19 protein-coding genes are annotated in these 22,568 nt (G+C 73.4%); 13 read left to right on the top strand and 6 right to left on the bottom strand.

Annotation, left to right across the window (positions count from 1 at the left end):
* The first annotated feature begins 55 nt into the window (after nucleotides 1–55).
* From O7620_RS27120 to O7620_RS27140, 5 genes are all read left to right on the top strand, one after another.
* Nucleotides 56–718 carry an adenosylcobinamide amidohydrolase gene (locus O7620_RS27120; RefSeq protein ID WP_278125936.1) on the top strand — a complete coding sequence of 221 codons (663 nt, stop codon included), beginning with the start codon at nucleotides 56–58 and terminating at the stop codon, nucleotides 716–718.
* 172 nt (nucleotides 719–890) lie between these two features.
* Complete coding sequence (gene nth / locus O7620_RS27125) at nucleotides 891–1,679, top strand: endonuclease III (protein ID WP_347403782.1); 789 nt, start codon at nucleotides 891–893, stop codon at nucleotides 1,677–1,679.
* Complete coding sequence (locus tag O7620_RS27130) at nucleotides 1,676–2,326, top strand: TlpA disulfide reductase family protein (protein ID WP_278125937.1); 651 nt, start codon at nucleotides 1,676–1,678, stop codon at nucleotides 2,324–2,326. Before nth ends, O7620_RS27130 begins: the two co-directional genes overlap by 4 nt.
* Nucleotides 2,323–3,015, top strand: a complete 693-nt coding sequence (locus tag O7620_RS27135) for a CoA pyrophosphatase (protein ID WP_278125938.1) — start codon at nucleotides 2,323–2,325, stop codon at nucleotides 3,013–3,015. Before O7620_RS27130 ends, O7620_RS27135 begins: the two co-directional genes overlap by 4 nt.
* Nucleotides 3,016–3,078: 63 nt before the next feature.
* Nucleotides 3,079–4,257 carry a MarP family serine protease gene (locus O7620_RS27140; protein ID WP_278125939.1) on the top strand — a complete coding sequence of 393 codons (1,179 nt, stop codon included), beginning with the start codon at nucleotides 3,079–3,081 and terminating at the stop codon, nucleotides 4,255–4,257.
* A gap of 13 nt (nucleotides 4,258–4,270) precedes the next feature.
* Here the strand turns inward: O7620_RS27140 and O7620_RS27145 are convergent, their stop codons facing one another.
* From O7620_RS27145 to eccCa, 4 genes are all read right to left on the bottom strand, one after another.
* Complete coding sequence (locus tag O7620_RS27145; RefSeq protein ID WP_151488052.1) at nucleotides 4,271–4,975, bottom strand: phosphatase PAP2 family protein; 705 nt, start codon at nucleotides 4,973–4,975, stop codon at nucleotides 4,271–4,273.
* A 37-nt stretch (nucleotides 4,976–5,012) separates the two neighbouring features.
* The gene (locus O7620_RS27150; RefSeq protein WP_278125941.1) at nucleotides 5,013–5,801 is read right to left on the bottom strand and encodes a phosphatase PAP2 family protein; all 789 of its coding nucleotides are present in this window, start codon (nucleotides 5,799–5,801) and stop codon (nucleotides 5,013–5,015) included.
* 56 nt (nucleotides 5,802–5,857) lie between these two features.
* Nucleotides 5,858–7,186 (bottom strand): type VII secretion-associated serine protease mycosin, encoded by a 1,329-nt coding sequence (gene mycP / locus O7620_RS27155; protein WP_278125943.1) that lies wholly within the window; start codon nucleotides 7,184–7,186, stop codon nucleotides 5,858–5,860.
* A gap of 75 nt (nucleotides 7,187–7,261) precedes the next feature.
* On the bottom strand, nucleotides 7,262–11,242 hold the full coding sequence (gene eccCa / locus O7620_RS27160; RefSeq protein WP_278125945.1) for a type VII secretion protein EccCa: 3,981 nt from the start codon (nucleotides 11,240–11,242) through the stop codon (nucleotides 7,262–7,264).
* 101 nt (nucleotides 11,243–11,343) lie between these two features.
* Between eccCa and eccD the strand changes: the two genes are divergently transcribed.
* Nucleotides 11,344–12,747, top strand: a complete 1,404-nt coding sequence (eccD, locus tag O7620_RS27165; RefSeq protein ID WP_278125947.1) for a type VII secretion integral membrane protein EccD — start codon at nucleotides 11,344–11,346, stop codon at nucleotides 12,745–12,747.
* 31 nt (nucleotides 12,748–12,778) lie between these two features.
* Here eccD and O7620_RS27170 read toward each other — a convergent pair whose 3' ends face one another.
* The gene (locus O7620_RS27170) at nucleotides 12,779–13,285 is read right to left on the bottom strand and encodes an inorganic diphosphatase (protein ID WP_278125949.1); all 507 of its coding nucleotides are present in this window, start codon (nucleotides 13,283–13,285) and stop codon (nucleotides 12,779–12,781) included.
* 575 nt (nucleotides 13,286–13,860) lie between these two features.
* On the opposite strand from O7620_RS27170, the gene dacB reads away from it, so the two are divergent.
* The 3 genes from dacB (at nucleotide 13,861) to tilS (ending at nucleotide 17,437) form a co-directional block, all read left to right on the top strand.
* Nucleotides 13,861–15,261, top strand: coding sequence for a D-alanyl-D-alanine carboxypeptidase/D-alanyl-D-alanine-endopeptidase (gene dacB / locus O7620_RS27175; protein WP_347403806.1), 1,401 nt, complete (start codon nucleotides 13,861–13,863; stop codon nucleotides 15,259–15,261).
* A 101-nt stretch (nucleotides 15,262–15,362) separates the two neighbouring features.
* Nucleotides 15,363–16,433, top strand: a complete 1,071-nt coding sequence (locus O7620_RS27180; RefSeq protein WP_278125952.1) for a zinc-dependent metalloprotease — start codon at nucleotides 15,363–15,365, stop codon at nucleotides 16,431–16,433.
* Nucleotides 16,434–16,444: 11 nt separating this feature from the next.
* Nucleotides 16,445–17,437: a tRNA lysidine(34) synthetase TilS gene (gene tilS, locus O7620_RS27185; protein WP_278125954.1), complete on the top strand. Its 993-nt coding sequence runs from the start codon at nucleotides 16,445–16,447 to the stop codon at nucleotides 17,435–17,437.
* A 2-nt stretch (nucleotides 17,438–17,439) separates the two neighbouring features.
* Here the strand turns inward: tilS and O7620_RS27190 are convergent, their stop codons facing one another.
* Nucleotides 17,440–18,402, bottom strand: a complete 963-nt coding sequence (locus O7620_RS27190) for a helix-turn-helix domain-containing protein (protein ID WP_278125956.1) — start codon at nucleotides 18,400–18,402, stop codon at nucleotides 17,440–17,442.
* A 99-nt stretch (nucleotides 18,403–18,501) separates the two neighbouring features.
* Between O7620_RS27190 and O7620_RS27195 the strand changes: the two genes are divergently transcribed.
* The 4 genes from O7620_RS27195 to folE all read left to right on the top strand — a co-directional run bounded on the left by O7620_RS27195 (nucleotide 18,502) and on the right by folE (nucleotide 22,550).
* Entirely contained in the window at nucleotides 18,502–18,690 is a 189-nt protein-coding gene (locus tag O7620_RS27195) for a hypothetical protein (RefSeq protein WP_278125957.1), read from the top strand.
* A 100-nt stretch (nucleotides 18,691–18,790) separates the two neighbouring features.
* A complete protein-coding gene (hpt, locus tag O7620_RS27200; protein WP_030328005.1) occupies nucleotides 18,791–19,366 on the top strand; it encodes a hypoxanthine phosphoribosyltransferase in 576 nt (191 codons plus the stop codon).
* A gap of 464 nt (nucleotides 19,367–19,830) precedes the next feature.
* Entirely contained in the window at nucleotides 19,831–21,849 is a 2,019-nt protein-coding gene (ftsH, locus tag O7620_RS27205) for an ATP-dependent zinc metalloprotease FtsH (RefSeq protein WP_151488061.1), read from the top strand.
* Between the two features lie 35 nt (nucleotides 21,850–21,884).
* On the top strand, nucleotides 21,885–22,550 hold the full coding sequence (gene folE, locus O7620_RS27210; RefSeq protein WP_151488062.1) for a GTP cyclohydrolase I FolE: 666 nt from the start codon (nucleotides 21,885–21,887) through the stop codon (nucleotides 22,548–22,550).
* Nucleotides 22,551–22,568: the final 18 nt, after the last annotated feature.

The following is a 22,568-nucleotide window of genomic DNA, read 5'->3' on the forward strand; positions in this document are numbered from 1 at the left end:
GCACGAATCAGAGGTCGGCCCTGGAATCTTGATCGGTAGGCGTAACCTGCCCGACGTGCTGAGGGAGCCAACTCTGACCAGCCGGGTCGAGGACGGGCGGAACGTCCCGCTTCTCGTCTGGCGCGCCGACGCGCCCCTGCGGGCGGTCAGCAGCGGCCCGCTCGGCGGCGGAATCGGCGTCCGACGCTGGGTCCTGAACGCGACCGTGCCGATGTCGTACGACCGGGACGACCCGGCCGCCCACCTGGCCGCGCTCGCCGCGGACCTGGCCCTCGACGGGCCCGGGGTGGGTCTGCTGACCGGCGTGGACGTGACCGAGGTGGTAGGCCGCACCGACACCGGCGTGCGGGCCTGGGCGACGGTCGGCCTCGGCATCCCGATGCCCGCCGCGGCGCCGGCTCCGTCGGCGCTCGCGCAGCGGGTCGGCACGGTCAACATCGTGGTGTACGTGCCGGCCCGGCTGGCCGACTCGGCACTGGTCAACGCGGTGGCCACCGCGACCGAGGCGAAGACCCAGGCGATCATGGAGCTGGGGTTGCCGGGCACCGGCACCCCGACCGACTCGGTCACCGTGCTCTGCCCGGTGGACGGGCCGGAGGCCACCTACGGGGGGCCGCGCTCGACCTGGGGTGCCCCGCTGGCCCGCGCGGTGCACGCGGCGGTGCTCGCCGGCGGTGACCGGCCGGTGGTTCCGTGGTCGGAGCGGCTGACCAGCTGAACATTCGACCGATCGGCCCTCGTCGGCGCGTTTACGGCCCCGTAGGGTCGCGGGCGATGTACGCTCCCGCCCCCTCGCGTCCCGCCCGCGTCGCCGGGCAGGGCAAGATCACTGCGCCGACCGGCGGTTGACCCGCGGGGGAACGTCCGGGGCGCGACGTAGGCTGACCGTCGTGACCAGTAGCCCACCCGGTGCCAGCGAGACCGACCTCGGGCGCAAACGTCGTGCCCGCAAGATCGGCCGGGTGCTGGCCGAGACGCACCCCGACGCACACTGTGAACTGGACCACTCCAACGCACTGGAGCTGGCCGTCGCCACCATCCTCTCCGCCCAGTGCACGGACAAGAAGGTCAACGAGGTCACCCCCAAGCTCTTCGCCCGCTACCCGACCGCGGCCGCGTACGCCGGGGCCGACCGGGGCGAGATGGAGGAGCTGATCCGGCCCACCGGCTTCTACCGCAACAAGACCGACTCGCTGCTCAAGCTCGGGCAGGCACTCCTCGACCGGTACGACGGCAGGGTCCCGGGGCGGCTCGTCGACCTGGTGACGCTCCCCGGGATCGGCCGCAAGACCGCCAACGTGATCCTGGGCAACGCCTTCGACGTCCCGGGCATCACCGTCGACACGCACTTCCAGCGGCTGGTCCACCGGTGGCGGCTGACCACCGAGACCGACCCGGTCAAGATCGAGCACGCGATCGGCGCGCTGTACGACAAGCGCGACTGGACCATGCTGTCGCACCGGATCATCTTCCACGGGCGGCGGGTCTGCCACGCCCGCAAGCCCGCCTGCGGCGCGTGCACGCTCGCGAAGCTCTGCCCCTCGTACGGCACCGGCCCCACCGACCCGACGGCCGCCGCCAAGCTGCTCAAGGGCCCCCGGGCACGTGACCTCGCGGTGGCCGCCGGGGTCGACCCGGAGCTGGTGCCGGCCCAGGCGGTCGCCGCGGAGGTGCCGTGAACCGGCAGCCCGCACGTGCCGCGAAGCGCCGCCTCGCCCTGCTCGTCCTGCCGCTGGCGCTGATCGTCGGTGGCTGCACCGCGGGCACGGCCGACGACCCCGTACCGAGGCAGGCGGTCACCGAACGCCCGTCGCCGTTCCGGGACTGCGCCGCACTGGGCACGCCACCCACGGCCGCGTCCCCCGCCCCGTCCGTCAGCGCCACGGCGGCACCCGGCAGCGGGCAGGTGCTGCCGGAGCTGACCTTCGCCTGCTTCACCGGCGGTGCACCCGTCGCTCTGCGGGACGTGGCCGGGCCAGCCGTGATCAACGTGTGGGCGTCCTGGTGCGGGCCGTGCCGCAAGGAACTGCCCGCCTTCCAACGGCTCAGCGAGCGGACCGCCGGCCACCTCCAGGTGGTCGGGGTGAACACCCGCGACAGCCGGGGCGGCGCCCAGTCGATCGGTGAGGACTTCGGCGTACGGTTCCCGATCCTGGTCGACCAGGGCGACGCGCTGCAACGGGAGTTGAAGCGCAACGCCTTCCCGCTGACCCTCTTCGTCGACGCGCAGGGCCGGATCCGGCACATCGACGCCACCGGGGCCCTCGACGACGCCCAGCTCGCCAAGCTCGTCCGCCAGCACCTGGGCCTGGTGGTGTCGGCGTGACCCGCCAACCACCCGACTGGATCGAGCCGCTGCTGACCCGGCTGGGCACCGCCCGCGCCGAGGACTTCACCCGGCTCACCACACCGGCCGAGGGCGGCCGGGAGAGCGCCGTGCTGGTGCTGCTCGGTGAACAACCCGGCATCGGCCCGGACGTGCTTGTCCTGCAACGCGCCGCCACCCTGCGCAACCACGCCGGGCAGCCGGCCTTCCCCGGTGGCGCCGCCGACCCGGAGGACGCCGACGTCCGCGCGACCGCGCTGCGCGAGGCGAACGAGGAGGTCGGCCTCGACCCGTCCAGCGTGACCGTGCTCGCCGAGCTGCCGAAACTGTGGATCCCGGTCAGCGACTTCGTGGTCACTCCCGTACTGGCCTGGTGGCACGACCCACACCCGGTGCATCCCCGGGAGCCCGCCGAGGTGGCGCACGTGGCGCGACTGCCGGTCCGCGAACTGGTCGACCCGGCGAACCGGCTGCGGGTCCGCCACCCGAGCGGGTGGATCGGGCCGGCGTTCTCGGCGCGCGGGATGCTCGTCTGGGGTTTCACCGCCGGGGTGCTGGCGACCCTGCTGGAAATGGGCGGCTGGGCGCGTCCGTGGCCGCACGGCCGGGTGGTGGAGCTGCCCCCGACCGGGGCGACCCCGGCACCCTCGGCCGGCACCGACGAGATCGACGAGACGGCCCTGCGCTGATCGCGCGGTCACCTTCCGCAAGCGATGGTCATCTCGCGGGCGTCCTGCCCGTACGCTTGAGCCGTGTCCGCCGTGGATCTCGTCCTGTTGCTGCTCATGCTCGTGTTCGCGATCAGCGGATACCGCCAGGGCTCCGTCATCGGAATCCTGTCGTTCTCCGGCTTCTTCCTGGGCGCTCTGCTGGGCCTCCAACTGGGGCCGCTGCTGGCGCGACAATTCGTGGACAGCGGCATCCGGGTGCTGATCTCGCTGGTGGCGGTCTTCGGGCTGGCCGTGCTCGGTCAGGCGTTGGCCGGCTGGCTCGGCTCACACCTGCGTAAGACGATCACCAGTGAGGTGGGTAAGCGGGTCGACGACGTCGGCGGGGCGTTCGTCTCGCTGTTCGCGGTGCTACTGGTCGCGTGGCTCGTCGCGGTGCCGCTCGGGTCGTCCTCGTTGCCCTGGCTGGCCGCCTCGGTGCGCAACAGCGCGCTCATCACGGTGGTGGACCGGGTGCTCCCGGACCAGGCACAGCAGCTCTCCACCGCGCTGCGGGACACCGTCGACACCAACGGCTTCCCGGACGTCTTCGGTGACCTCGCGCCCACCCGGGCCCGGCAGGTCGAGCCACCGGATCCGGCGTTGGCCGGCTCGCAGGTCGTGGTCAACGGCCAGCGGTCGGTGGTCAAGGTGCTGGGCTCCGCGCCGAGCTGTTCGCGTCGCATCGAGGGCTCCGGTTTCGTGTACGCCGACGACCGGGTGATGACCAACGCGCACGTGGTGGCCGGCACCCGTTCGGTGTCCGTGGAGCTGGGCGGCAAGCGGTACGACGGCCAGGTGGTGGTGTACGACCCGGACCGCGACCTGGCCGTGCTGCACGTGCCGGGGATGCCCGGCCCGTCGCTGCGCTTCGCGGCCGGCAACGCGGGCAGCGGCGCCGACGCGATCGTGCTCGGCTTCCCCCTCGACGGCCCGTACAACGCGCAGTCGGCGCGGGTACGCGACGTCGACCGGATCACCGGGCCGGACATCTACTCCTCCGGTGACGTCACCCGGGAGATCTACACGATCCGGGCTCTGGTCCGCAGCGGCAACTCCGGCGGCCCGCTGGTCTCGTCCAACGGGCTGGTGCTCGGCGTCATCTTCGCGGCGGCTGCCGACGACCCCAACACCGGCTTCGCGGTGACCGCCGCGGAGGCCCGCCCGGTGGCGCTGGCCGGCGCCGAGCGCACCCGGGGCGTCGGCACCGGCGAGTGCACCTGAGCGTCGCGCCGGGTCAGCTCCGGGCCGAGACCGCGGGCCGCCCGGTTGGCAGCTGCGCCCGTCCCCACCGCAGTCCCCGGTCCAGCACCGCGCGCGCCATGATCGCGACGCAGGTGCCGCCGTTGAGGAAGGACGCCAGCACGTCGCTCGGGTGGTGCATCCCCCGGTACATGCGGGTCAGCGCCACACCCAGCGGCACCACCAGCAGCAGGGTCCACCAGGCGACCTTCGCCCCGGTGCTCCGCGCCCGCAGTGCCATCAGCACGGCGATACCGACGTAGAGCGCCACCGCCGCCGAGGTGTGCCCGGACGGGAAACTCGACGTGGGTGGCGAGACGTCCATGTGCTCCACGGCGGGCCGCTGCCGGTCGATCGCCAGCGTGGTCAGCAGGAACACCAGCGCCTGGGCGGTCACCGCCGCGCACAGGAACAGCGGTTCCCGCCAGCGCTTCAGCCAGAGTCGCAGCGCCAGCGCCACCAGCACGGTGACCACGACGATCATCTGGGTGCTGGCCAGGGTGCTGAACACCAGCGAGACGTCGTTCCAGCCGGCGGTGCGGTCGCCGGCGAGCTCCCGGTTCACCGCGTCCTCCACGGTGAACGGCCAGGTCCGGGCGAACACCCGGGTGACGAGCACCCCCAGCAGCACCATGAGGCCGAGCAGGAGGGACACCGGCAGCAGCACCCGCCGGACGATCTGGACCACGGTGTCGGACATGAGCCGGCCAATACCCGTCCGGCGTCGTCGGCACGCCTCAGGTCTCGTCCGGATGCCGATCGACCTCGGGAGCGATGCCCTCCCGGGCCGGCCGGACCGGTCGGAGGCCGGTGTGCGCCCGCCAGCTGGTGAAGGCGGCGGCGGTCGCCGCGACCACCGCCGCGCCGAGCAGCCAGCCGCCGACCACGTCGCTGGTGAAGTGCACACCCAGTGCCACCCTGCTCAACCCGGTCACCACGGTGAGCAGCACGGCGACGACCCACAGCATGACCCGCCACACCCCCCGCCCGGCGTACGGCAGGAGCACCAGCAGCAGCACCCCGGCCGCCAGGGTCGCGTTCAGCGCGTGCCCGGAGGGGAACGAGTAGCCGGCGGCCCGGGCCACCGGGTCGAGCAGCTCCGGCCGGTCCCGGCCGACGAGCAGCTTGAGCAACGGGCCCATCAGGCCACCGACCACCAGGGTCGTGCCGGTCCAGACGGCCAGCCGGCGGGCTCCCCGGCGGAGCAGCCAGATCACCAGGAGCAGGGCGGCGGCCCGCAACGGCATGGGCGCGAACACCTCGGTCCAGACCCGCATCAGCACGACCCAGGCGGGGTGGTCGAGCGCGTAGCCGTGCAGCGCGTCGGTCACCGACATGTCCAGCCGGTGCAGCGGCGCCCACGCCCCGAGCACCAGCAACGCGAGTAGCGAGAACGGCACCAGCACCAGGAACGCCGCCGTCACCGCCAGGGTCAGCCGCAACCCCAGCGCGTGATCCGGGTCGAGGCGGCGGCGCTGCCAGGACGGGCGGGCGGGGGCGACGGTGTGCGGGCCGGACGTGCTCATGGCGACCGTTCTACCCCACTTGCGGCCCGCTCAGCCCTGCCGGTGCGAGCCCGGGATCAGCGGACCCGTTGCCGGAACCGGCGCACCATCAGCGCCGTACCCGTCACCAGGGCGACGAAGAGCACCGCGCCGACCCACAACTGTTCGGGTGCCGAATCGGCCGGTGCGCCCGCCGGGCGGGCCGTCCAGCGGGTCTGGTGGCGGGGGGCGGTGAGCCCGAGCGGGTCGGTGCCCGCGCCGGCCACCGGGTTGTCGTCGGCGGAGCCGGGAGCCGGACCGAAGCCGACCACACCCGGCGACGTCTGGTCGTCCAACGGGTTGGCGGTCACCGGCGGCACCTGCGCGGTCAGCGCGGCGACCGGGTCCACCACCCCGTACCCGAAGCGGTCGTCACGGCCGGTCGGGCCGATGTCCCGGGCGGTGACCAGCAGCCGGTTGACCACCTCACCCGCGGACATCTGCGGGTAACGCGACCGGACCAGCGCGGCGGTGGCGGCCACCAGCGGCGCGGCGAAGCTGGTGCCCTGCACCCGCCAGTACCCGCTGGGAGGACGCGCGCCAACGAGACCGTTGGCGGGGGCGGCGAGCGCCGTCGCCCGGCCGGTGATCGACCCGGACCACAGGTTGTCGCTGTTGCGTTCCAGGCCGGACACTGCGATCACGCCCGGCTCCCGGGCCGGATACCAGACCTTCAGGTCGATGGAGGTGGCCAGGTTGCCGGTGCAGGCGACCACCACCACGTCCCGGGCGAACGCGTAGTCCAGGGCCGCGGCCAGCGCCGGGCTGTCACCGCTACCGCCCAGCGACAGGTTGATCACGCGGGCACCGTGGTCGACCGCCCAGCGCACGCCCTGCGCGACGATCAGGGCGTCGTCGTACCGGTTCCGCTCGTCGAGCACCCGCACCGGAAGGATCCGGGCATCCGGTGCCAGGCCGACGACGCCCCGCTTGTCGTCCTTGCGTCCGGCGATCAGGCCGGCGACGGTGGTGCCGTGCCCCACCGGGTCCGGTCCGGCGCCACCGGCGACGCCCACCAGGTCCTTGCCGGGCAACACCTGCCCGACGAGGTCCGGATGGTTCGCGTCCACTCCGGAGTCGATCACCGCCACCGTCACGCCTCGGCCGGTCGAACTGCGCCACGCCGTCTCGGCCCGCAACTCGTCGAGCTGCCACTGCTCGTCGCGGACCTGGTCGGTGCGGCTCACGCTGTCGCCGGGGGCCACCGCCAACGGCGCGCCGGCCAGCTGACCACCGGTGGTGGGCACGGCGACGGGGACGGCGGCTGCGGTCGGGGCCGCCACGGCGAGCACCGCCGCCAGGCCGAGAATCGCCTGCCGGGCCACTGCCGGACCGCTGTGCCGAACCCCAGTCACATCCCCAGCCATTCATCCCGACGGAACCATGACGATCGGAGATTACCGGTTTCCCCACCCGTCACGGGAAGAACCGGGGGGAACAGGTCACGGTGGCGGCAGTTGAGCGAGCTGCACGAGGCGTACACCCTCTCGACGGGTGACCAACCGACCACGGCCCGGCGGCAGCGGGCCGGGCCGGACCGGCCCGACCAGCGCGCCCTCGTCCGGGCTGCCGGCCATCACCAGACCGGCGGTGGACAGCTCCCGCAGCCGCTGGATCATCGGCTCGTACTGGGCCCGGCCCGCACCACCCGAACGGCGGGCCAGCACCAGGTGCAACCCCACGTCCCGGGCGTGCGGCAGATGCTCCTCCAGCCCCCGCAACGGGTTCGCCGGCCCGGCCGCCACCAGGTCGTAGTCGTCGACCAGAACGAACAGCTCCGGTCCGGACCACCAGGACCGGTCGCGCAACTGCTGCGGGGTGACCTCCGGGCCGGGGGCACGCCGCTCCAGGTAGCCGGCGGCCGACTCGACCAGGTCGGCGGTGTGCGCCGCCGCGGTGCCGTACCCGATCAGGTGGGGCGTCTCGATGGCGCCGAGCAGGCTGCGCCGGTAGTCGACCAGGATCACCCGGGCCTGTTCCGGAGTGAACCGGGTGACGATCGAGGTGGCCAGCGCGCGGAGGAACGACGACTTGCCGCACTCCGCGTCGCCGAAGACCACGAAGTGCGGCTCGGTGGCGAAGTCGAGCACCACCGGGCGCAGGTCCGCCTCGGCGATGCCGATCGGCAGCCGCAGCCCGGTCGTCGCGGTGAGATCCAGATCGGCGTACGACAGCACCGGCGGGAGCAGCCGCACCCGGGGTGCCGCCGGGCCATTCCACCCCTCGGCTACCCCCTTGACCAGGTCGGCGGTGTCCCCGCCAGCGGCGAGGCGGGGCAGTGCGGTGAGGAAGTGCAGGCTCTCCGCGGTCACCCCCCGGCCGGGGCGCTCCGGCACGTTCGCGGCCGCCCGCCGGGCCACCAGCGAGTCGGCCGGGTCGCCGAGACGCAACTCCAGCCGGGAGCCGAACAGATCCCGGATCGCCGGACGGAAGTCCAGCCAGCGCAGCGCGGTGGCGACGACGTGCACCCCGTACGACAGGCCCCGGGTGGCGAGGTCGGTGACCAGCGGCTCCAAGTCGTCGTACTCGCCACGGACGGTGCTCCAGCCGTCGATAACCAGGAACACGTCGCCGAACGGGTCGGCGCCCGGCTGGCCAGCCGTCCCCGCCGCCGCACGGCGCTGCCGGTACGCGGCCATCGACTCCACGCCCAACTCCGCGAAGCGGCGTTCCCGGTCGGCCAGCAGGGTCGTCATCTCGCCGACGGTGCGTCGTACCGCGGTCGGGTCGGCCCGCCCGCTCACCCCGCCCACGTGCGGCAGGTCGCGGACGGCGGCCAACCCGCCACCACCGAAGTCGAGACAGTAGACCTGCACCTCGGTCGGGGTGTGGGTGAGCGCAAGCGCGCAGATCAGCGTGCGCAGCACGGTGGACTTGCCGCTCTGTGGCGCGCCGACCACCGCGATGTGCCCGGCGGCGCCGTCCAACGCCAGCCACAGCAGGTCGCGGCGCTGCTCCAACGGCCGGTCCACGACGGCCACCGGCACCCCGAGCGCGCCGTGCAGCTCCGGGTTGCCCACGACGAGCCCGCGCGTCGGGTCCACCTCGACCGGCCCGAGTAGCTCGTCCAGGGCCGGTGGCTCGCCGAGCGGCGGAAGCCACACCTGGTGGGCGGGTGGGCCCTGCCCGACGAGCCGGTCGGCCAGCAGGTCGAGCAGTGTCTCCTGCCCGCTCTCGTCCTCGGCCACCATGGGCAGGGCGGGTGTGGCCGGCTCGGGCACCGGCACGACGTGGGTGGTGAAGGTGAGCAGCCGGGCTCCGCCGCCACCGGTGGCGCCCGCCGGCACGGCCCGGCGGCGCACCGCGCCGGACACGTACGCGGCCTTGAATCGGGCCAGCGGGTCGGTGCCGGCGCGCAGGTAGCCGTGGCCCGGCGAGCGGGGCAGCTCGTGCGCGTCCGGCACCCCGAGCACCGTGCGGGACTCCAACGCGGAAAAGGTGCGCAACCCGATCCGGTACGACAGGTGAGTGTCGAGCCCACGGAGCCGACCCTCCTCCAGGCGCTGACTGGCGAGCAGCAGATGCACACCGAGCGACCGGCCCAGCCGACCGATCTGCACGAACAGGTCGATGAAGTCGGGTTTCGCCGAGAGCAGTTCGGAGAACTCGTCGCAGATCAGCAGCAGCGACGGCAGCGGGGCCAGCGGGCTGCCGGCGGCACGCGCCCGCTCGTAGTCCCGCACGCTGGAGAAGTTGCCGGCGCGTCGCAGCAGCTCCTGCCGACGTACCAGCTCCCCGTTGATCGCGTCGACCATCCGGTCGACCAGGGGCAGCGCGTCGGCCAGGTTGGTGATCACCGCGGCGGTGTGCGGCAGACGGTCGAACGACGCGAACGTGGCGCCGCCCTTGAAGTCGACGAGCACGAAGTTGAGCTGCTCGGAGCTGTGCGTGGCGGCCAGCCCCAGCACCAGCGTACGGAGCAGTTCGGATTTGCCCGAGCCGGTGGCCCCGATGAGCAGGCCGTGCGGGCCCATCCCGTCCTGGGCGGACTCCTTGAGGTCCAACTCGATGGCGCCGCCGTCCACGCCCACCCCGATCGGCACCCGCAGCCGGTCCCGTGCCGACCGGGGCACCCAGCCCTGCTCGGCGGTGAAGCTCTCCGGGTCGCCGAGGCCGAGCAGTTCGGGCAGGCCCAGCTCGGCCTGGAGCGGGGCGTCCGGGCCGCGTGCCGCGCCGGCCAGCCGCAGCGGCGCCAACCGCCGGGCGACCGCCTCGGCGTCGGCCGGGTCGAGCTGGTCGGCCGTACCCACCTCGGCGTGCCCGTCGATCGACAACGAGTGCAGCCGCCGGCCGCGCAGTTCCAGCAGCAGCGCGTACCGGTCGAGCAGGCGCGGCGGCGGGGTGTCCAGGTCCAGGACGGTGACCGCGTCGATGCCGCCGTCGCCGGTCAGGTCGGTGGCGCCGGTCAGGTCGCCGCCGTCGAGGACCACCACCACGTGCGGGCCGTCGGTGGCCGGGCCGGCCGGACTGAACCGGGACCGGCTGGCCAGCACGTCGCCCAGCAGCCGCTCCAGCTCGACGGCGGAGCTGGTGACCAGCCGGACCGGGCCGAGCGCGTCGGTGCGGCCGGGATGGTGGGCGTGCGGCAGCCACTTCACCCACTCCCAGCCGGCCCGCCGTTCCGGTCCGGCGCAGATCGCGACGAGCAGCTCGTCGGGCGCGTGGAAGACGGCCAGTTGGGTCAGCATCGCCCGGACCAGCGCCTGTGCCGCCGCGTCGCCGGTCGGTGGGCCGGCGCTCGGCGGTCCGCCGCCGGTCCGGCCGGCGGTCCGCACGTACACCCGGGCGAAGCTGCGCAGCGACAGCGCCACCGGCAGGTCCGGCACCACGGAGTACGCGTCCAGGAAGCGACGCAGCGCGCCGGCCGTCATCGGCTCCAGCTCCTCCAAGGGCCGGGTGACCGGCGGGACGAGCGGGGTGGCCAGGGTCTGCGGCCCGACGGCGACGCGGACCACCGCGAAGTCCGGGTCGGCGGGACGGCGTTCCCAGACCCGGTGGCTGTCCACCGTCGACCACAGGCGGCCGGGGTCGGGGTGCCGGTAGTAGAGCCCGGCCCGCTGCCGCCCGGCGGTCTGCCGGACCCGGCGGCGCAACGTTGCCAGGTGCCGCAGGTACTCCCGTCGGGCGGCCATCATCTCGGACTTCTTCGGGGTGCCCGAGGCGCTGCCCCACGAGGTCACCAGCATCGCCAGCGAGGACAGCCCGAACATGCCGCCCACCACGTACGAGTAGGCGCCGCCGCCCCGGCCGAACATCATCGCCATCGCCACCGTGCCGCCCAGCATGGGCAGCAGCATGAGCATCTGCTGCCACCGCCCCCCGGTCACCGCCGGGATCTCCGGTGGCGCCTCGACCGGCAGCTCACCGGCGGGGATCTCGGGCGCCGGCCGGCGCGGCGGGCGCTTGATGACGACGGTGGACACTCGGCCTCCTGACAGCGCTGGGTAACCCGAGCCTGGCTCATGGTAGGTAAAGTCCTGTCGTCCGCGCAGCCTCCGATCCCCCTCGATATGGAGATCAGTCGATGACAACCGGGCTGGCCCGCGTCACCATCAGCGCGCCGCAACGGCGGGTGGACGTCGCCCTTCCGGAGCAGGTGCCGCTGGCCGAGCTGCTGCCCGACGTGCTCCGGCACGCCGGTGAGGGCCTCGCCGACGACGGCGAACGGCACGGTGGTTGGGTGCTGCGCCGTACCGACGGCGCGCTGCTGGCGACCGCCCAGGCGCTGCTTCCGCAGGGGGTCCGCGACGGTGAGGTGCTGCACCTGGTGCCGGCCCGTGCGCACTGGCCGGAGCTGGAGTACGACGACGTGGTCGAGGCGATCGCCGAGGGCGCCCGTCGCCGGGGCGGCGCCTGGTCGGCCGGAGCCACCCGTGCGGCCGCCCTGGCCGGTGCCGCCGTACCCCTCGGTGTGGGGTTGCTCGCCCTGCTCGCCGGTGGCCCCGGGCACCGGGCCGGCTGGCTGGCGGCGGCCGTGGTGGCGCTGCTGCTCACCGTCGCCGGCGCGGTCGCCTCGCGTGCCCACGGCGACGGCGCCGCCGGCGCGACCCTCGGCGGCTACGCCCTGCCGTACGCGTTCGTGGCCGGCGCCCTCGCGGTCGGCTCCGGCGACCCGGTCGGGCCGTTCGGGCCGGTGCGGTGGGTGGGCGCGCCCGAGTTGCTGACCGGGTCGGTGGCGCTGCTGCTGGCGGCGCTGCTCGGGCTGCTCGGGGTGGCCAGCCGGCTGCGGGTCTTCGTGGCCGGCGTCACGGTCGGTCTGGTGGGCGCCGGTGCGGCGCTCGGCGGGCTGCTGCTGCCCCCGGCCGGCACGGCGGCGGTGCTGCTCAGCGCGCTGGTCTTCGCCGTCGGGGTGGCTCCGCTGCTGGCCATCCGGTTGGGCAAACTGCCGCTGCCGCCGATCACCCTGCCCGCCGCGGGCCCCGCCGGGGAGCCGGAGCGGGTCCGGGACCTGCCCGACCGGGGCCGGGTGCACGCGGCGGTGATCCGCACCGAGGAGATGCTCACCGGGATGCTGCTCGGGCACGCCCTGCTCGTGGTGGCGGCGGCGGGCGTGCTCGGGGTGGCCGGCGGGACCTCCGGCCGGGTGCTGGTGGCGGTCGCCTCGGCCGTGCTGCTGTTGCGGTCGCGGCTGTTCGTGGCGCTGCGACACCGCGTACCGACGGTGCTCGCCGGCCTCGCCGGCTACGCGGTGCTGGGCGCGGTGCTGGCCGGCCGGGCCGACGACGCCGGGCGGCTGGCGCTGGTCCTCGGCGGCGCGGCGCTGGCCCTGGTGGCCGCCGCGGCCGGCACCGGGTACGCCCACCGGCCGGTCTCGCCGTACCTCGGTCGGATCGCGGATCTCACCGACACGGCGCTGGTGGTCGCCGTGGTGCCGGTGGCCTGCGCGGTGCTCGACCTGTATGACCGGGCCCGAGGGCTGCTCGGTTGAGCGGCTCCCGGGCCCGGTGTGTCAGCGTTCGTCAGTGGTTGGTCTCGCCACGCGCCTCGGCGTCCCTGGCCCGCTGGTAGGAGGCCCGGATCTCGGCCTCGGCCTCGGTGCGGCCCACCCAGGTGGCGCCCTCGACCGACTTGCCGGGCTCCAGGTCCTTGTACACCTCGAAGAAGTGCTGGATCTCCAGGCGGTCGAACTCGCCCAGGTGGTGGATGTCGCGCAGGTGCTCCTGGCGGGGGTCCTCGTAGGGCACGCAGAGGACCTTGTCGTCGCCGCCCTTCTCGTCGGTCATCCGGAACATGCCGATGGTCCGGCAGCGGATCAGGCAACCCGGGAAGGTCGGTTCGGGGACCAGCACCAGCGCGTCCAGCGGGTCGCCGTCCTCGCCCAGCGTCTCCTCAATGAACCCGTAGTCGGCCGGGTACTGGGTAGACGTGAACAGGGTGCGGTCCAGCCGGATCCGGCCGGTCTTGTGGTCCACCTCGTACTTGTTCCGGTGACCCTTGGGGATCTCAACCGTCACGTCGAAATCCATCTGCACGCTCCCTCGTCTGCCCACGCTGGCTAACGGAACCACTGGCGGCCCTCCGGACGGGTGAATGCCCACCCGCCGACTCCGGCCGCCGCATAGTCTTCGGACCGAAGTAGTGTCACCCAAGCCGATTTTCGCTGGGGGAGGAGGGGGTCGTGGGGAGGGAAGATTCACACTACCGCCCGGACGGGGGCGTCGCGCGCGGTACCGGACGATCCGGCGCCGGCGGTGCCACCGGGCGGGTTCCGGTGCCCGACGCGCACCTCCCGCGGGCTCCCGAGCCGCAGTCGGCACCGGAGCCGGTGACCGAGCGTCCCGCTCCGCTGCCCTGGCATCCACCTGCGGGTTCGGCCCCGGTCGTACCGAACTCGGGCCGTTTCCCGGTCGCCGGTGGTGATCGACCCACCGGCGCGCCGCCGCGCGGCAGCGCCACCGTCCCGACCGGCCCGGCCCGGCCCGGCTACGCGCCCGCCGCGCCGAACGCCGTCCCACCGCTGGGCCCACCGATCTCCGCGCTGCCCGCGCCCGCCGGCGCCGCGCCCGAACCCGCCGCGCCGCCCCGTCGGCGCCGGCTGCCGATGGTGCTGGCCCTCGTGGTCCTGCTGGTGCTCGCCGGCGTCGGGGTCGTCGTGACCAGGCCCGGGCCGGTCGCCGGATGGCTGGGCGACGACGCCGGGTCCGCGCCCACCGCTGCGGCCGCGACCCCCGAACCGGACCCGTCGGACGTGCTGGCCGGTCCGGACCCGAACGCTCCGGTGCCCAGCCCCGACGGGGTACGCGCCGCGCTGGACCCGCTGGTGGGTGCCGCCGCGCTGGGCGACCGGGTGAACGTCTCGGTGGCCGACGTGACCTCCGGCCAGACGTTGTTCGCCAAGGGAGCGGACGACGGCACGGTGCCCGCCTCGGTGACCAAGCTGGCGACCGCGGTGACCGTGCTGGCCGCCCGTGGCCCCGGGTACCGGATCCCCACCCGGGCGGTGGCCGGTGCGAAGCCCGGCGAGGTGGTGATCGTCGGCGGCGGCGACCCGACGCTCGCGGTCGACAAGAGGGGTTACTACCCCGGTGCCGCGCGCCTCGACGACCTGGCCGCCCAGGTGCGTACGGCGCTCGGCGGCACCGCCCCGACCAGCGTCATCGTCGACGGTTCGGCCTACTCGGGCCCGGTCTACGGCCCGGGCTGGGACGACGACATCCCCACCGGCGGGTACGGCGGCGCGGTGACCGCGTTGATGACCGACGGCGCGCGCAAGGACCCGGGTGCCGCCAGCGGTGGCGCCGTGCGGGTCGCCGAGCCGGATCTGACCGCCGGCCGGTCGTTCGCCAAGCTGCTGGGCGTACCGGCCTCCGCCGTGAAGCGCGGCACCGCTCCGGCGCCGACCGCGGCCGGTGGCGCCCCGCCACCCGGCACCGAGCTGGGCGTGGTGCAGTCCCCGCCGCTGATCCGGTTGGTCGACATCATGATCAGTCAGAGTGACAACCTGGTCGCCGAGGCGCTCGCCCGGCAGGTGGCGCTGGCCCGCAACCGGCCGGCCTCGTTCGACGGAGCCGCCGCGGCGATGGACGCCGAGTTGGCCGAGCTGGGGCTGCCCGCCGAGGAGATCACGCTCTCCGACGGCAGCGGCCTGTCCCGCAACAACCGGATCAGCCCGTCGCTGCTGACCGACCTCATCCGACTGGCCGCCAGCACGGACCATCCGGAACTCGCCGGTGTGTTCGGGGGCCTGCCGGTCGCCGGCTGGTCCGGCACCCTGGACGACCGTTACCGCGGTGCGCCCGGCACGGCGGCCGGGGCGGGTGCCGTGCGGGCCAAGACCGGCACGCTGACCGGGGTGCACGCCATCGCCGGCCTGGTCACCACGGCTGACGGCCGGTTGCTCACGTTCGCGGTGCTCACCGACAAGGTGCCCGGCGGCACGGACACCGCCCAACCGGCACTGGACCGGATCGCCGCCGCCTTGGCCGGCTGCGGCTGCGGCTGACCGCCCCGGATGCGGTCCCCGGCCACCCGCTGGGCGGCGACCGTCGTCGATAGCCGACGCGAGCCCGGGCCGGGGTGTCGCGGCGCGGGTACGGTGGGTCCATGGCGCAGTTCGTGGACTGGGATCTGGCCGCCGCCACCGCGGGGGCGTTGAGCAAGTCGGGCCCCCGGGTGTCGTACACCGAGGCCACCGACGTGGTGGGCGATCTGCGACGGCTGACCGACGAGGCGGCCGGGCACGTGGCCGACTACACGGGGCTGCGGGCGCAGGTGGCGCATCCGCCGGTCCGGGTGGTCGACCGCCGGGACTGGGCCGCCGCGAACATCGCCGGCCTGCGTGAGGTGATCACCCCGCTGGTCAGTCGGCTCTCCGGCGAGAAGCCGCCCGGCGCGTTGACCGAGGCGATCGGGTCCCGGCTGACCGGGGTCCAGGCCGGCACCGTGCTGGCCTACCTGTCCGGCCGGGTGCTCGGCCAGTACGAGGTCTTCTCCGCCGACCCCGGCCAGTTGCTGCTGGTCGCACCGAACATCGTCGAGGTGGAGCGCAAGCTTGGCGCCGACCCGCGGGACTTCCGGCTCTGGGTCTGCCTGCACGAGGTCACCCACCGCACCCAGTTCACCGCGGTGCCGTGGATGCGGGCGTACTTCCTCAGCGAGGTGCAGGCTTTCGTGGACGCCTCGTCCAGCGGCGGCGAGCACCTGACCGAGCGGCTGCGACGCGGCGTCGCGACCCTGTCCGAGGCGGTCCGCGACCCGGAGAGCCGGACCAGCGTGCTGGACATCGTGCAGACTCCGGCGCAGCGGGCCGTGCTGGATCGGCTGACCGCGCTGATGACGCTGCTGGAGGGCCACGCCGAGTTCGTGATGGACGGCGTCGGCCCGCAGGTGATCCCGAGCGTGGAGCGGATCCGGGCGTCGTTCAACCGGCGTCGCGAGGCGGGCAATCCGCTGGAGAAGGCGATCCGTCGCCTGCTCGGGGTGGACGTGAAGATGCGTCAGTACGCCGAGGGTCGCACGTTCGTGCACGGCGTGGTCGAGCGGGTCGGCATGGACGGCTTCAACTCGATCTTCAACTCGCCGCTGACCCTGCCCCGGCTGTCCGAGCTGGCTGACCCGGATGCCTGGGTGGCCCGGGTGCACGGCCCGGCCGGCACCATCCCGGCCGCCGGCTGAGCCGCCCTCCGGTGGCTGCGCTCGCCCCGCCGGTGGCCGCGATCCGGGTGGCGGTTCGCCGCGCCCTGATCGGTCTGCCGACCGGACGGCCGGTGCTGGTCGCCTGCTCCGGTGGCGCCGACTCGCTCGCCCTGGCGGCGGCCGCCGTGTTCGTGGCGCCCCGGCTCGGCCTGGCCGCCGGCCTGGTGACCGTCGACCACGGCCTGCAGGCCGGTTCCGCGCAGCGGGCCGCCGAGGTGGCGACCTGGGCCCGTGACGCCGGCTTCCCGCTCGTGCAGGCCGTCCGCGTCGAGGTGGCCGGCCGCCCGGGAGGGCCGGAGGCGGCCGCCCGGGAGGCCCGGTACCAGGCGTTGACCGAGGTGTCCCGGCAACATGACGCGGTCGCCGTGCTCACCGGGCACACCCGTGACGATCAGGCGGAGACCGTGCTGCTCGCGCTCGCCCGCGGTGCCGGCCCGCGCGGGCTGGCCGGGATGCCGGCCCGGCGGGACCTGTCCGGTGTGCCACTGCTGCGCCCGCTGCTGGGGATCGCCCGGGAGCAGACCCGCGCCGCGTGCGCCGTGCTCGGGCTTCAGCCGTGGCAGGACCCGCACAACACCGACCCGTCGTACGCCCGGTCCCGGGTGCGGGCCGACGTGCTGCCAGCTCTGGTGCGGGCGCTCGGGCCCGGCGTGCTGGACAACCTCGCGCGCACGGCCCTGCTGGTGGCGGCCGACAACGCCGCCCTCGACGAGCTGGCGGAGACGGCGCTGACGGCGGCCCGGCATCCCGAGGGTGGGCTCGCGGTGCCGGCGTTGACCATCCTCGCCCCCGCCGTACGCGGCCGGGTGCTGCACGCCTGGGCGCGTGAGCTGGGCGCCCTGCCGGGTGCCCTGTCCCATCGGCACGTCGCCGCGCTGGACGCGTTGATCACCGACTGGCACGGTCAGGGGCCGGCCGATCTGCCCGGGGGGGTCCGGGTGCTCCGCCGCGCCGACCGGCTCGCTCCGGTGAGCCCGGACTGACCTCAGACGCTGTGTGTCCGGTCCCGGAAGGTGGTCCGGTAGCTGTGCGGGGTGGCACCGACCCGGCGGCTGAAGTGGTGCCGCAGCGCCGCCGCGTCGCCGAAGCCGGCCTGGTCGGCGACCTCCTCCACGCTCAGCGGCGTCTCCTCGAGCAGCCGTCGGGCGAGCAGCACCCGCTGGTTGGTGAGCCAGTCGTGCGGGGTGGTGCCGGTTTCGGCGCGGAACCGGCGGGCGAACGTGCGGGCAGCCATGCCGGCGCGGGCGGCCAGCTCCTCCACGGTGATCGTCCGGTCGAGGTGTCCCATCAGCCACTCCAGCACCGGCTCCAGGGTGGGTGCCTCGGGCGCCTTCGGGATCGGCGCCTCGACGTACTGTGACTGGCCCCCGTCGCGGTGCGGCGGGACCACCATCCGCCGGGCCAGGCGGGTCGCGGTGGCCGAGCCGTGCTCCTGTCGGATCAGGTGCAGGCAGGCGTCGATACCGGCCGCGGTGCCGGCGCTGGTGAGCAGCCGCCCGTCCTGGACGTAGAGGTAGTTGCAGCGCACCCGGGCGCGGGGATGACGGCGTTGCAGCTCGTCGACGTACCGCCAGTGGGTGGTGCACTCCCGGTCGTCGAGCAGCCCCGCCTCGCCGAGCAGGAAGGCGCCGGAGCAGACGCTGAACAGGTGCGCGCCGCGGGCGTCGGCGCGGCGCAGCGCGTCGAGCACCGGGCCCGGAACGACGGTGCCCTGCGTGTGCGCGGGGACGGCCACCAGGTCGGCGTCCTCCACCGGGCCGAGGTCGGCGTGCGGGGTGAGGTGGAAGCCGGAGGAGGTGCGGACCGCCGCGCCGTCCGGGCTGCACAGCTGGAAGCGGTAGCCGGGGAAACCGTCGACCGTCCGGTCGGTGCCGAACACCTCGGCGAGCACGCCGAGTTCGAACGGAGCGACCTGGTCGAGGACGAGGACGGCAACGTTGCGGAGCATGTGACGAGGGTAACCCCAGAGGTGGCAGTAAATCGATGCCCAGTGGCATCACTGCCACTGTCCGGTCGGCGCGAGGGGTCGCAGACTGGTGTCAGTCCGGTGCGCACCGGCGGCGAAACCGACAGCAACCATGCGAAAGCGAGCGCCGCCATGGAGTTCCTGCTCTTCCTCCTGTTCCTCGTCCTGCTCGTCGCCGCCTCGGCGACCGGCCTCACTGCCGACAGTCACGATTCGGCCGACTGGAAGCCCAGCGAGGACGGCCGCCGCTGGCGGTCACGTACGAGCTGAGGTGTTAGCGGCTTATGCGGCGAAAAATCCCGGGCGGGACCGCGCCAAAAGGTGCGGCCCCGCCGACGGAGGCCATCCGACGTACGGCAGGCTAGGAGTCATGGCTGACGGCTCCTGGTACGACGCCGACATCGACCACGTGATCATCTCCGAGGCGCAGATCCGCGAGAAGACGGCGGAACTGGCCAAGCAGGTCTCCGCCGACTACGCCCACGTGGGCGACGGACTGCTGCTGGTCTGCGTGCTCAAGGGCGCGGTGATGTTCATGGCGGACTTCGCCCGGGCGTTGGGCCGCAACGGCCCCCCGGCCGAACTCGACTTCATGGCCATCTCTTCCTACGGCCAGGGCACCACCTCCTCCGGCGTGGTGCGCATCCTCAAGGACCTCGACCGGGACATCGCCGGTCGGCACGTCGTGGTCGTCGAGGACATCGTCGACTCCGGCCTGACGCTGTCCTGGCTGCTGCGCTACCTGGAGTCCCGCTCGGCGGCGAGCGTCGAGGTCGTCGCGCTCTTCCGCAAGCCGGACGCGGTCAAGGTGCCGGTGCCGGTGAAGTACGTCGGCTTCGACATCCCCACCGAGTTCGTCGTCGGGTACGGCCTGGACTTCGGCGAGCGTTACCGGGAGCTGCCGTACGTCGGGGTGCTCAAGCCCGAGGTCTACGCCCGCTCCTGACGGCACGCCGTGGCCGCCGGCAGACGGTGTGAGGCCAACTCGTATCGGTATCCGTCAAGCCGACGTTCAGCGGGCTCTCAGTTGTTGCGGTTACCGTGGAGCCCGGTGGCGCGGAATGTAACTCCGCGTCCGGCTCCCTCGACCGCGTGACCGGGCGTTCGGGTGGCCGGGACGGACTCCCCGCCACGCCGGTTTTCGCCCGGACCCGCCGTACGTCGGTGCGGGGCTGGCGGGCCTGCCCACGGTGTGCGCCGTCGATGTCGAAGGTGCGCGAAGTGCGGGGCTCGCAAGCTCACTCCTCGCGTACACGGTGTACCGTCGAATGACCGCGGCGCGGCAGTTGCGCGCCTCGGGGTCGAGGCCGGCCCGCACGGCGGCTCCGGCCGCCGCACACCGCGGCGACACCATCAGACGGTCAGGACGTCGATCAGGAGGATGCGGGCGCCCCGGCGCTCGACAACAGTATGGAACGTACGCGTTTCTTCCGCCGACCGGTGGTCTGGATCATCCTGGTCATCCTCGGCGCCGTTGTGCTCAGTCAGCTGTTCACCGCTGGTCCCAGCTACCACCGCGTGGACACTTCCGTTGCGCTCGACCAGCTGCACACCGCCAAGATCAATAAGGTCGTCTTCCAGGACAAGGAGCAGACGCTCCAGCTCGACCTGGCCCAGAAGACGAAGTTCGGCGAGACCACCACCAACAAGATCGAGGCCCAGTTCCCGTACCAGGTGGGCGACGAGGTCTGGAACGAGGTGCTGGCGGCCAAGGCGGCGAACCGGGTCACCGGCCCGGCCGACGCCAAGGTCTCGTCGGACAGCATCTGGATGAGCCTGCTCATCAACCTGCTGCCCATCGCGCTGCTCGTGCTTTTGCTGCTGTTCTTCATGTCGCAGATGCAGGGCGGCGGCTCCCGGGTGCTCAACTTCGGCAAGTCCAAGGCGAAGATGATCACCAAGGACACCCCGAAGACGACCTTCGCGGACGTCGCGGGCGCCGAGGAGGCCGTCGAGGAACTGCACGAGATCAAGGACTTCCTGCAGAACCCGGCGAAGTACCAGGCCCTCGGAGCCAAGATCCCGAAGGGCGTGCTGCTGTTCGGCCCGCCCGGTACCGGTAAGACGCTGCTGGCCCGCGCGGTCGCCGGCGAGGCCGGGGTGCCGTTCTACTCCATCTCCGGCTCCGACTTCGTGGAGATGTTCGTCGGCGTCGGCGCCAGCCGGGTCCGTGACCTCTTCGAGCAGGCCAAGGCGAACGCCCCGGCGATCGTCTTCGTCGACGAGATCGACGCCGTCGGTCGACACCGTGGCGCCGGCATGGGTGGCGGCCACGACGAGCGCGAGCAGACGCTCAACCAGCTGCTCGTCGAGATGGACGGCTTCGACACCAAGGGCGGCGTCATCCTGATCGCGGCCACCAACCGACCGGACATCCTCGACCCGGCGCTGCTGCGCCCGGGCCGGTTCGACCGGCAGATTCCGGTGGACGCCCCCGACATGGAGGGCCGCAAGGCCATCCTGCGGGTGCACGCCAAGGGCAAGCCGTTCACGCCCGACGTCGACCTCGACTCGGTGGCCCGGCGTACCCCGGGCTTCAGCGGCGCCGACCTGGCCAACGTGATCAACGAGTCGGCTCTGCTCACCGCCCGCAAGGACCAGCGGGCGATCACCAACGACTCGCTGGAAGAGTCGATCGACCGGGTGATCGCCGGTCCGCAGCGACGGACCCGGGTGATGAGCGACCAGGAAAAGAAGATCACCGCGTACCACGAGGGTGGGCACGCGCTGGTCGCCTGGGCGCTGCCGCACGCCGCTCCGGTGCACAAGGTGACGATCCTGTCCCGTGGTCGCTCGCTGGGCCACACCCTGGTGCTCCCGACCGAAGACAAGTACACCCAGACCCGCGCCGAGATGATCGACACCCTGGCGTACGCGCTGGGCGGCCGGGCCGCCGAGGAACTGGTCTTCCACGAGCCCACCACCGGTGCCGGCAACGACATCGAGAAGGCCACCCAACTGGCCCGCGCGATGATCACCCAGTACGGCATGAGCTCCAAGCTCGGTGCGATCAAGTACGGCACCAGCGGGGACGAGCCGTTCCTCGGCCGCAACATGGGCCACGAGCGGGACTACTCGGACTCGGTGGCCGCCGAGATCGACGGCGAGATGCGGGCGCTGGTCGAGCTGGCGCACGACGAGGCCTGGGAGATCCTGGTCGAATACCGGGACGTCCTGGACAACATCGTGCTCGAGCTGATGGAGAAGGAGACCCTCTCCACGGCCGACATGGCGCGGATCTGCTCCCGGGTGGTCAAGCGCCCGCCGCTGGCACCGTACAACGGCTTCGGCAAGCGCCAGCCCTCCACCGAGCCGCCCGTGCTCACCCCCGCGGAGAAGGACAAGCTCAAGGCACAGGCCCAGGCCGACGGCGCGCAGGCGTCCGTCGGTGGTGGGGCGCCGTTCAACAACTCGGACGGTACGCACTGAGCAACGACCCGACGGCCAGCTCCCCCCACCGGGAGCTGGCCGTCTCCGCGACCGAGCCCGACGGCGACGACGGGCTCGACTACGTGGCCGCCCGGCTGATCAGCGGCAGGCTGACCGGCCGACCGATCGAGGACGCCGTCGACCTGGGCCGCATCGAGAAGGCGGTCCGGGAGATCCTCATCGCGGTCGGCGAGGACCCCGACCGCGACGGACTCCAGCAGACACCCGCCCGGGTGGCCCGCGCGTACGCCGAACTCTTCGCCGGCCTCCGGGTCGACCCGGCCCAGGTGCTCAGCACCACCTTCGAGGCCAACCACGAAGAGCTGGTGATCGTGCGGGACATCGACGTGATGAGCCTCTGCGAACACCACCTGCTGCCGTTCCGGGGCAGCGCGCACATCGGCTACATCCCCGGCCCGGACGGGCGGATCACCGGCCTGTCCAAGCTGGCCCGGCTGGTCGAGGTGTTCGCCCGCCGCCCCCAGGTGCAGGAGCGGCTCACCTCGCAGGTCGCCGACCTGCTCATGAGCAAGCTCGCCCCGCGCGGCGTCGTCGTCGTGCTGGAATGCGAGCACATGTGCATGGCGATGCGCGGCATCCAGAAGTCCGGTGCGAAGACCATCACGTCGGCCGTACGCGGACTCCTGCAATCGGACTCCAAGTCACGGGCCGAGGCGATGGCGCTGATCATCCCCCGCTGACCGTTCGACCGAACACGG

This window comes from Micromonospora sp. WMMD710, from assembly GCF_029626045.1.
Classification (GTDB): domain Bacteria; phylum Actinomycetota; class Actinomycetes; order Mycobacteriales; family Micromonosporaceae; genus Micromonospora.

Bases quoted from the DNA above. Each gene is read 5' to 3' on its own strand.
- eccD (WP_278125947.1), top strand. From the start codon at position 11,344: ATGACAACCGGGCTGGCCCGCGTCACCATCAGCGCGCCGCAACGGCGG.
- ftsH (WP_151488061.1), top strand. From the start codon at position 19,831: ATGGAACGTACGCGTTTCTTCCGCCGACCGGTGGTCTGGATCATCCTG.
- O7620_RS27170 (WP_278125949.1), bottom strand. From the start codon at position 13,285: ATGGATTTCGACGTGACGGTTGAGATCCCCAAGGGTCACCGGAACAAG.
- hpt (WP_030328005.1), top strand. From the start codon at position 18,791: ATGGCTGACGGCTCCTGGTACGACGCCGACATCGACCACGTGATCATC.
- dacB (WP_347403806.1), top strand. From the start codon at position 13,861: ATGGTGCTGGCCCTCGTGGTCCTGCTGGTGCTCGCCGGCGTCGGGGTC.
- O7620_RS27145 (WP_151488052.1), bottom strand. From the start codon at position 4,975: ATGTCCGACACCGTGGTCCAGATCGTCCGGCGGGTGCTGCTGCCGGTG.
- mycP (WP_278125943.1), bottom strand. From the start codon at position 7,186: ATGGCTGGGGATGTGACTGGGGTTCGGCACAGCGGTCCGGCAGTGGCC.
- O7620_RS27150 (WP_278125941.1), bottom strand. From the start codon at position 5,801: ATGAGCACGTCCGGCCCGCACACCGTCGCCCCCGCCCGCCCGTCCTGG.
- O7620_RS27190 (WP_278125956.1), bottom strand. From the start codon at position 18,402: ATGCTCCGCAACGTTGCCGTCCTCGTCCTCGACCAGGTCGCTCCGTTC.
- O7620_RS27180 (WP_278125952.1), top strand. From the start codon at position 15,363: ATGGCGCAGTTCGTGGACTGGGATCTGGCCGCCGCCACCGCGGGGGCG.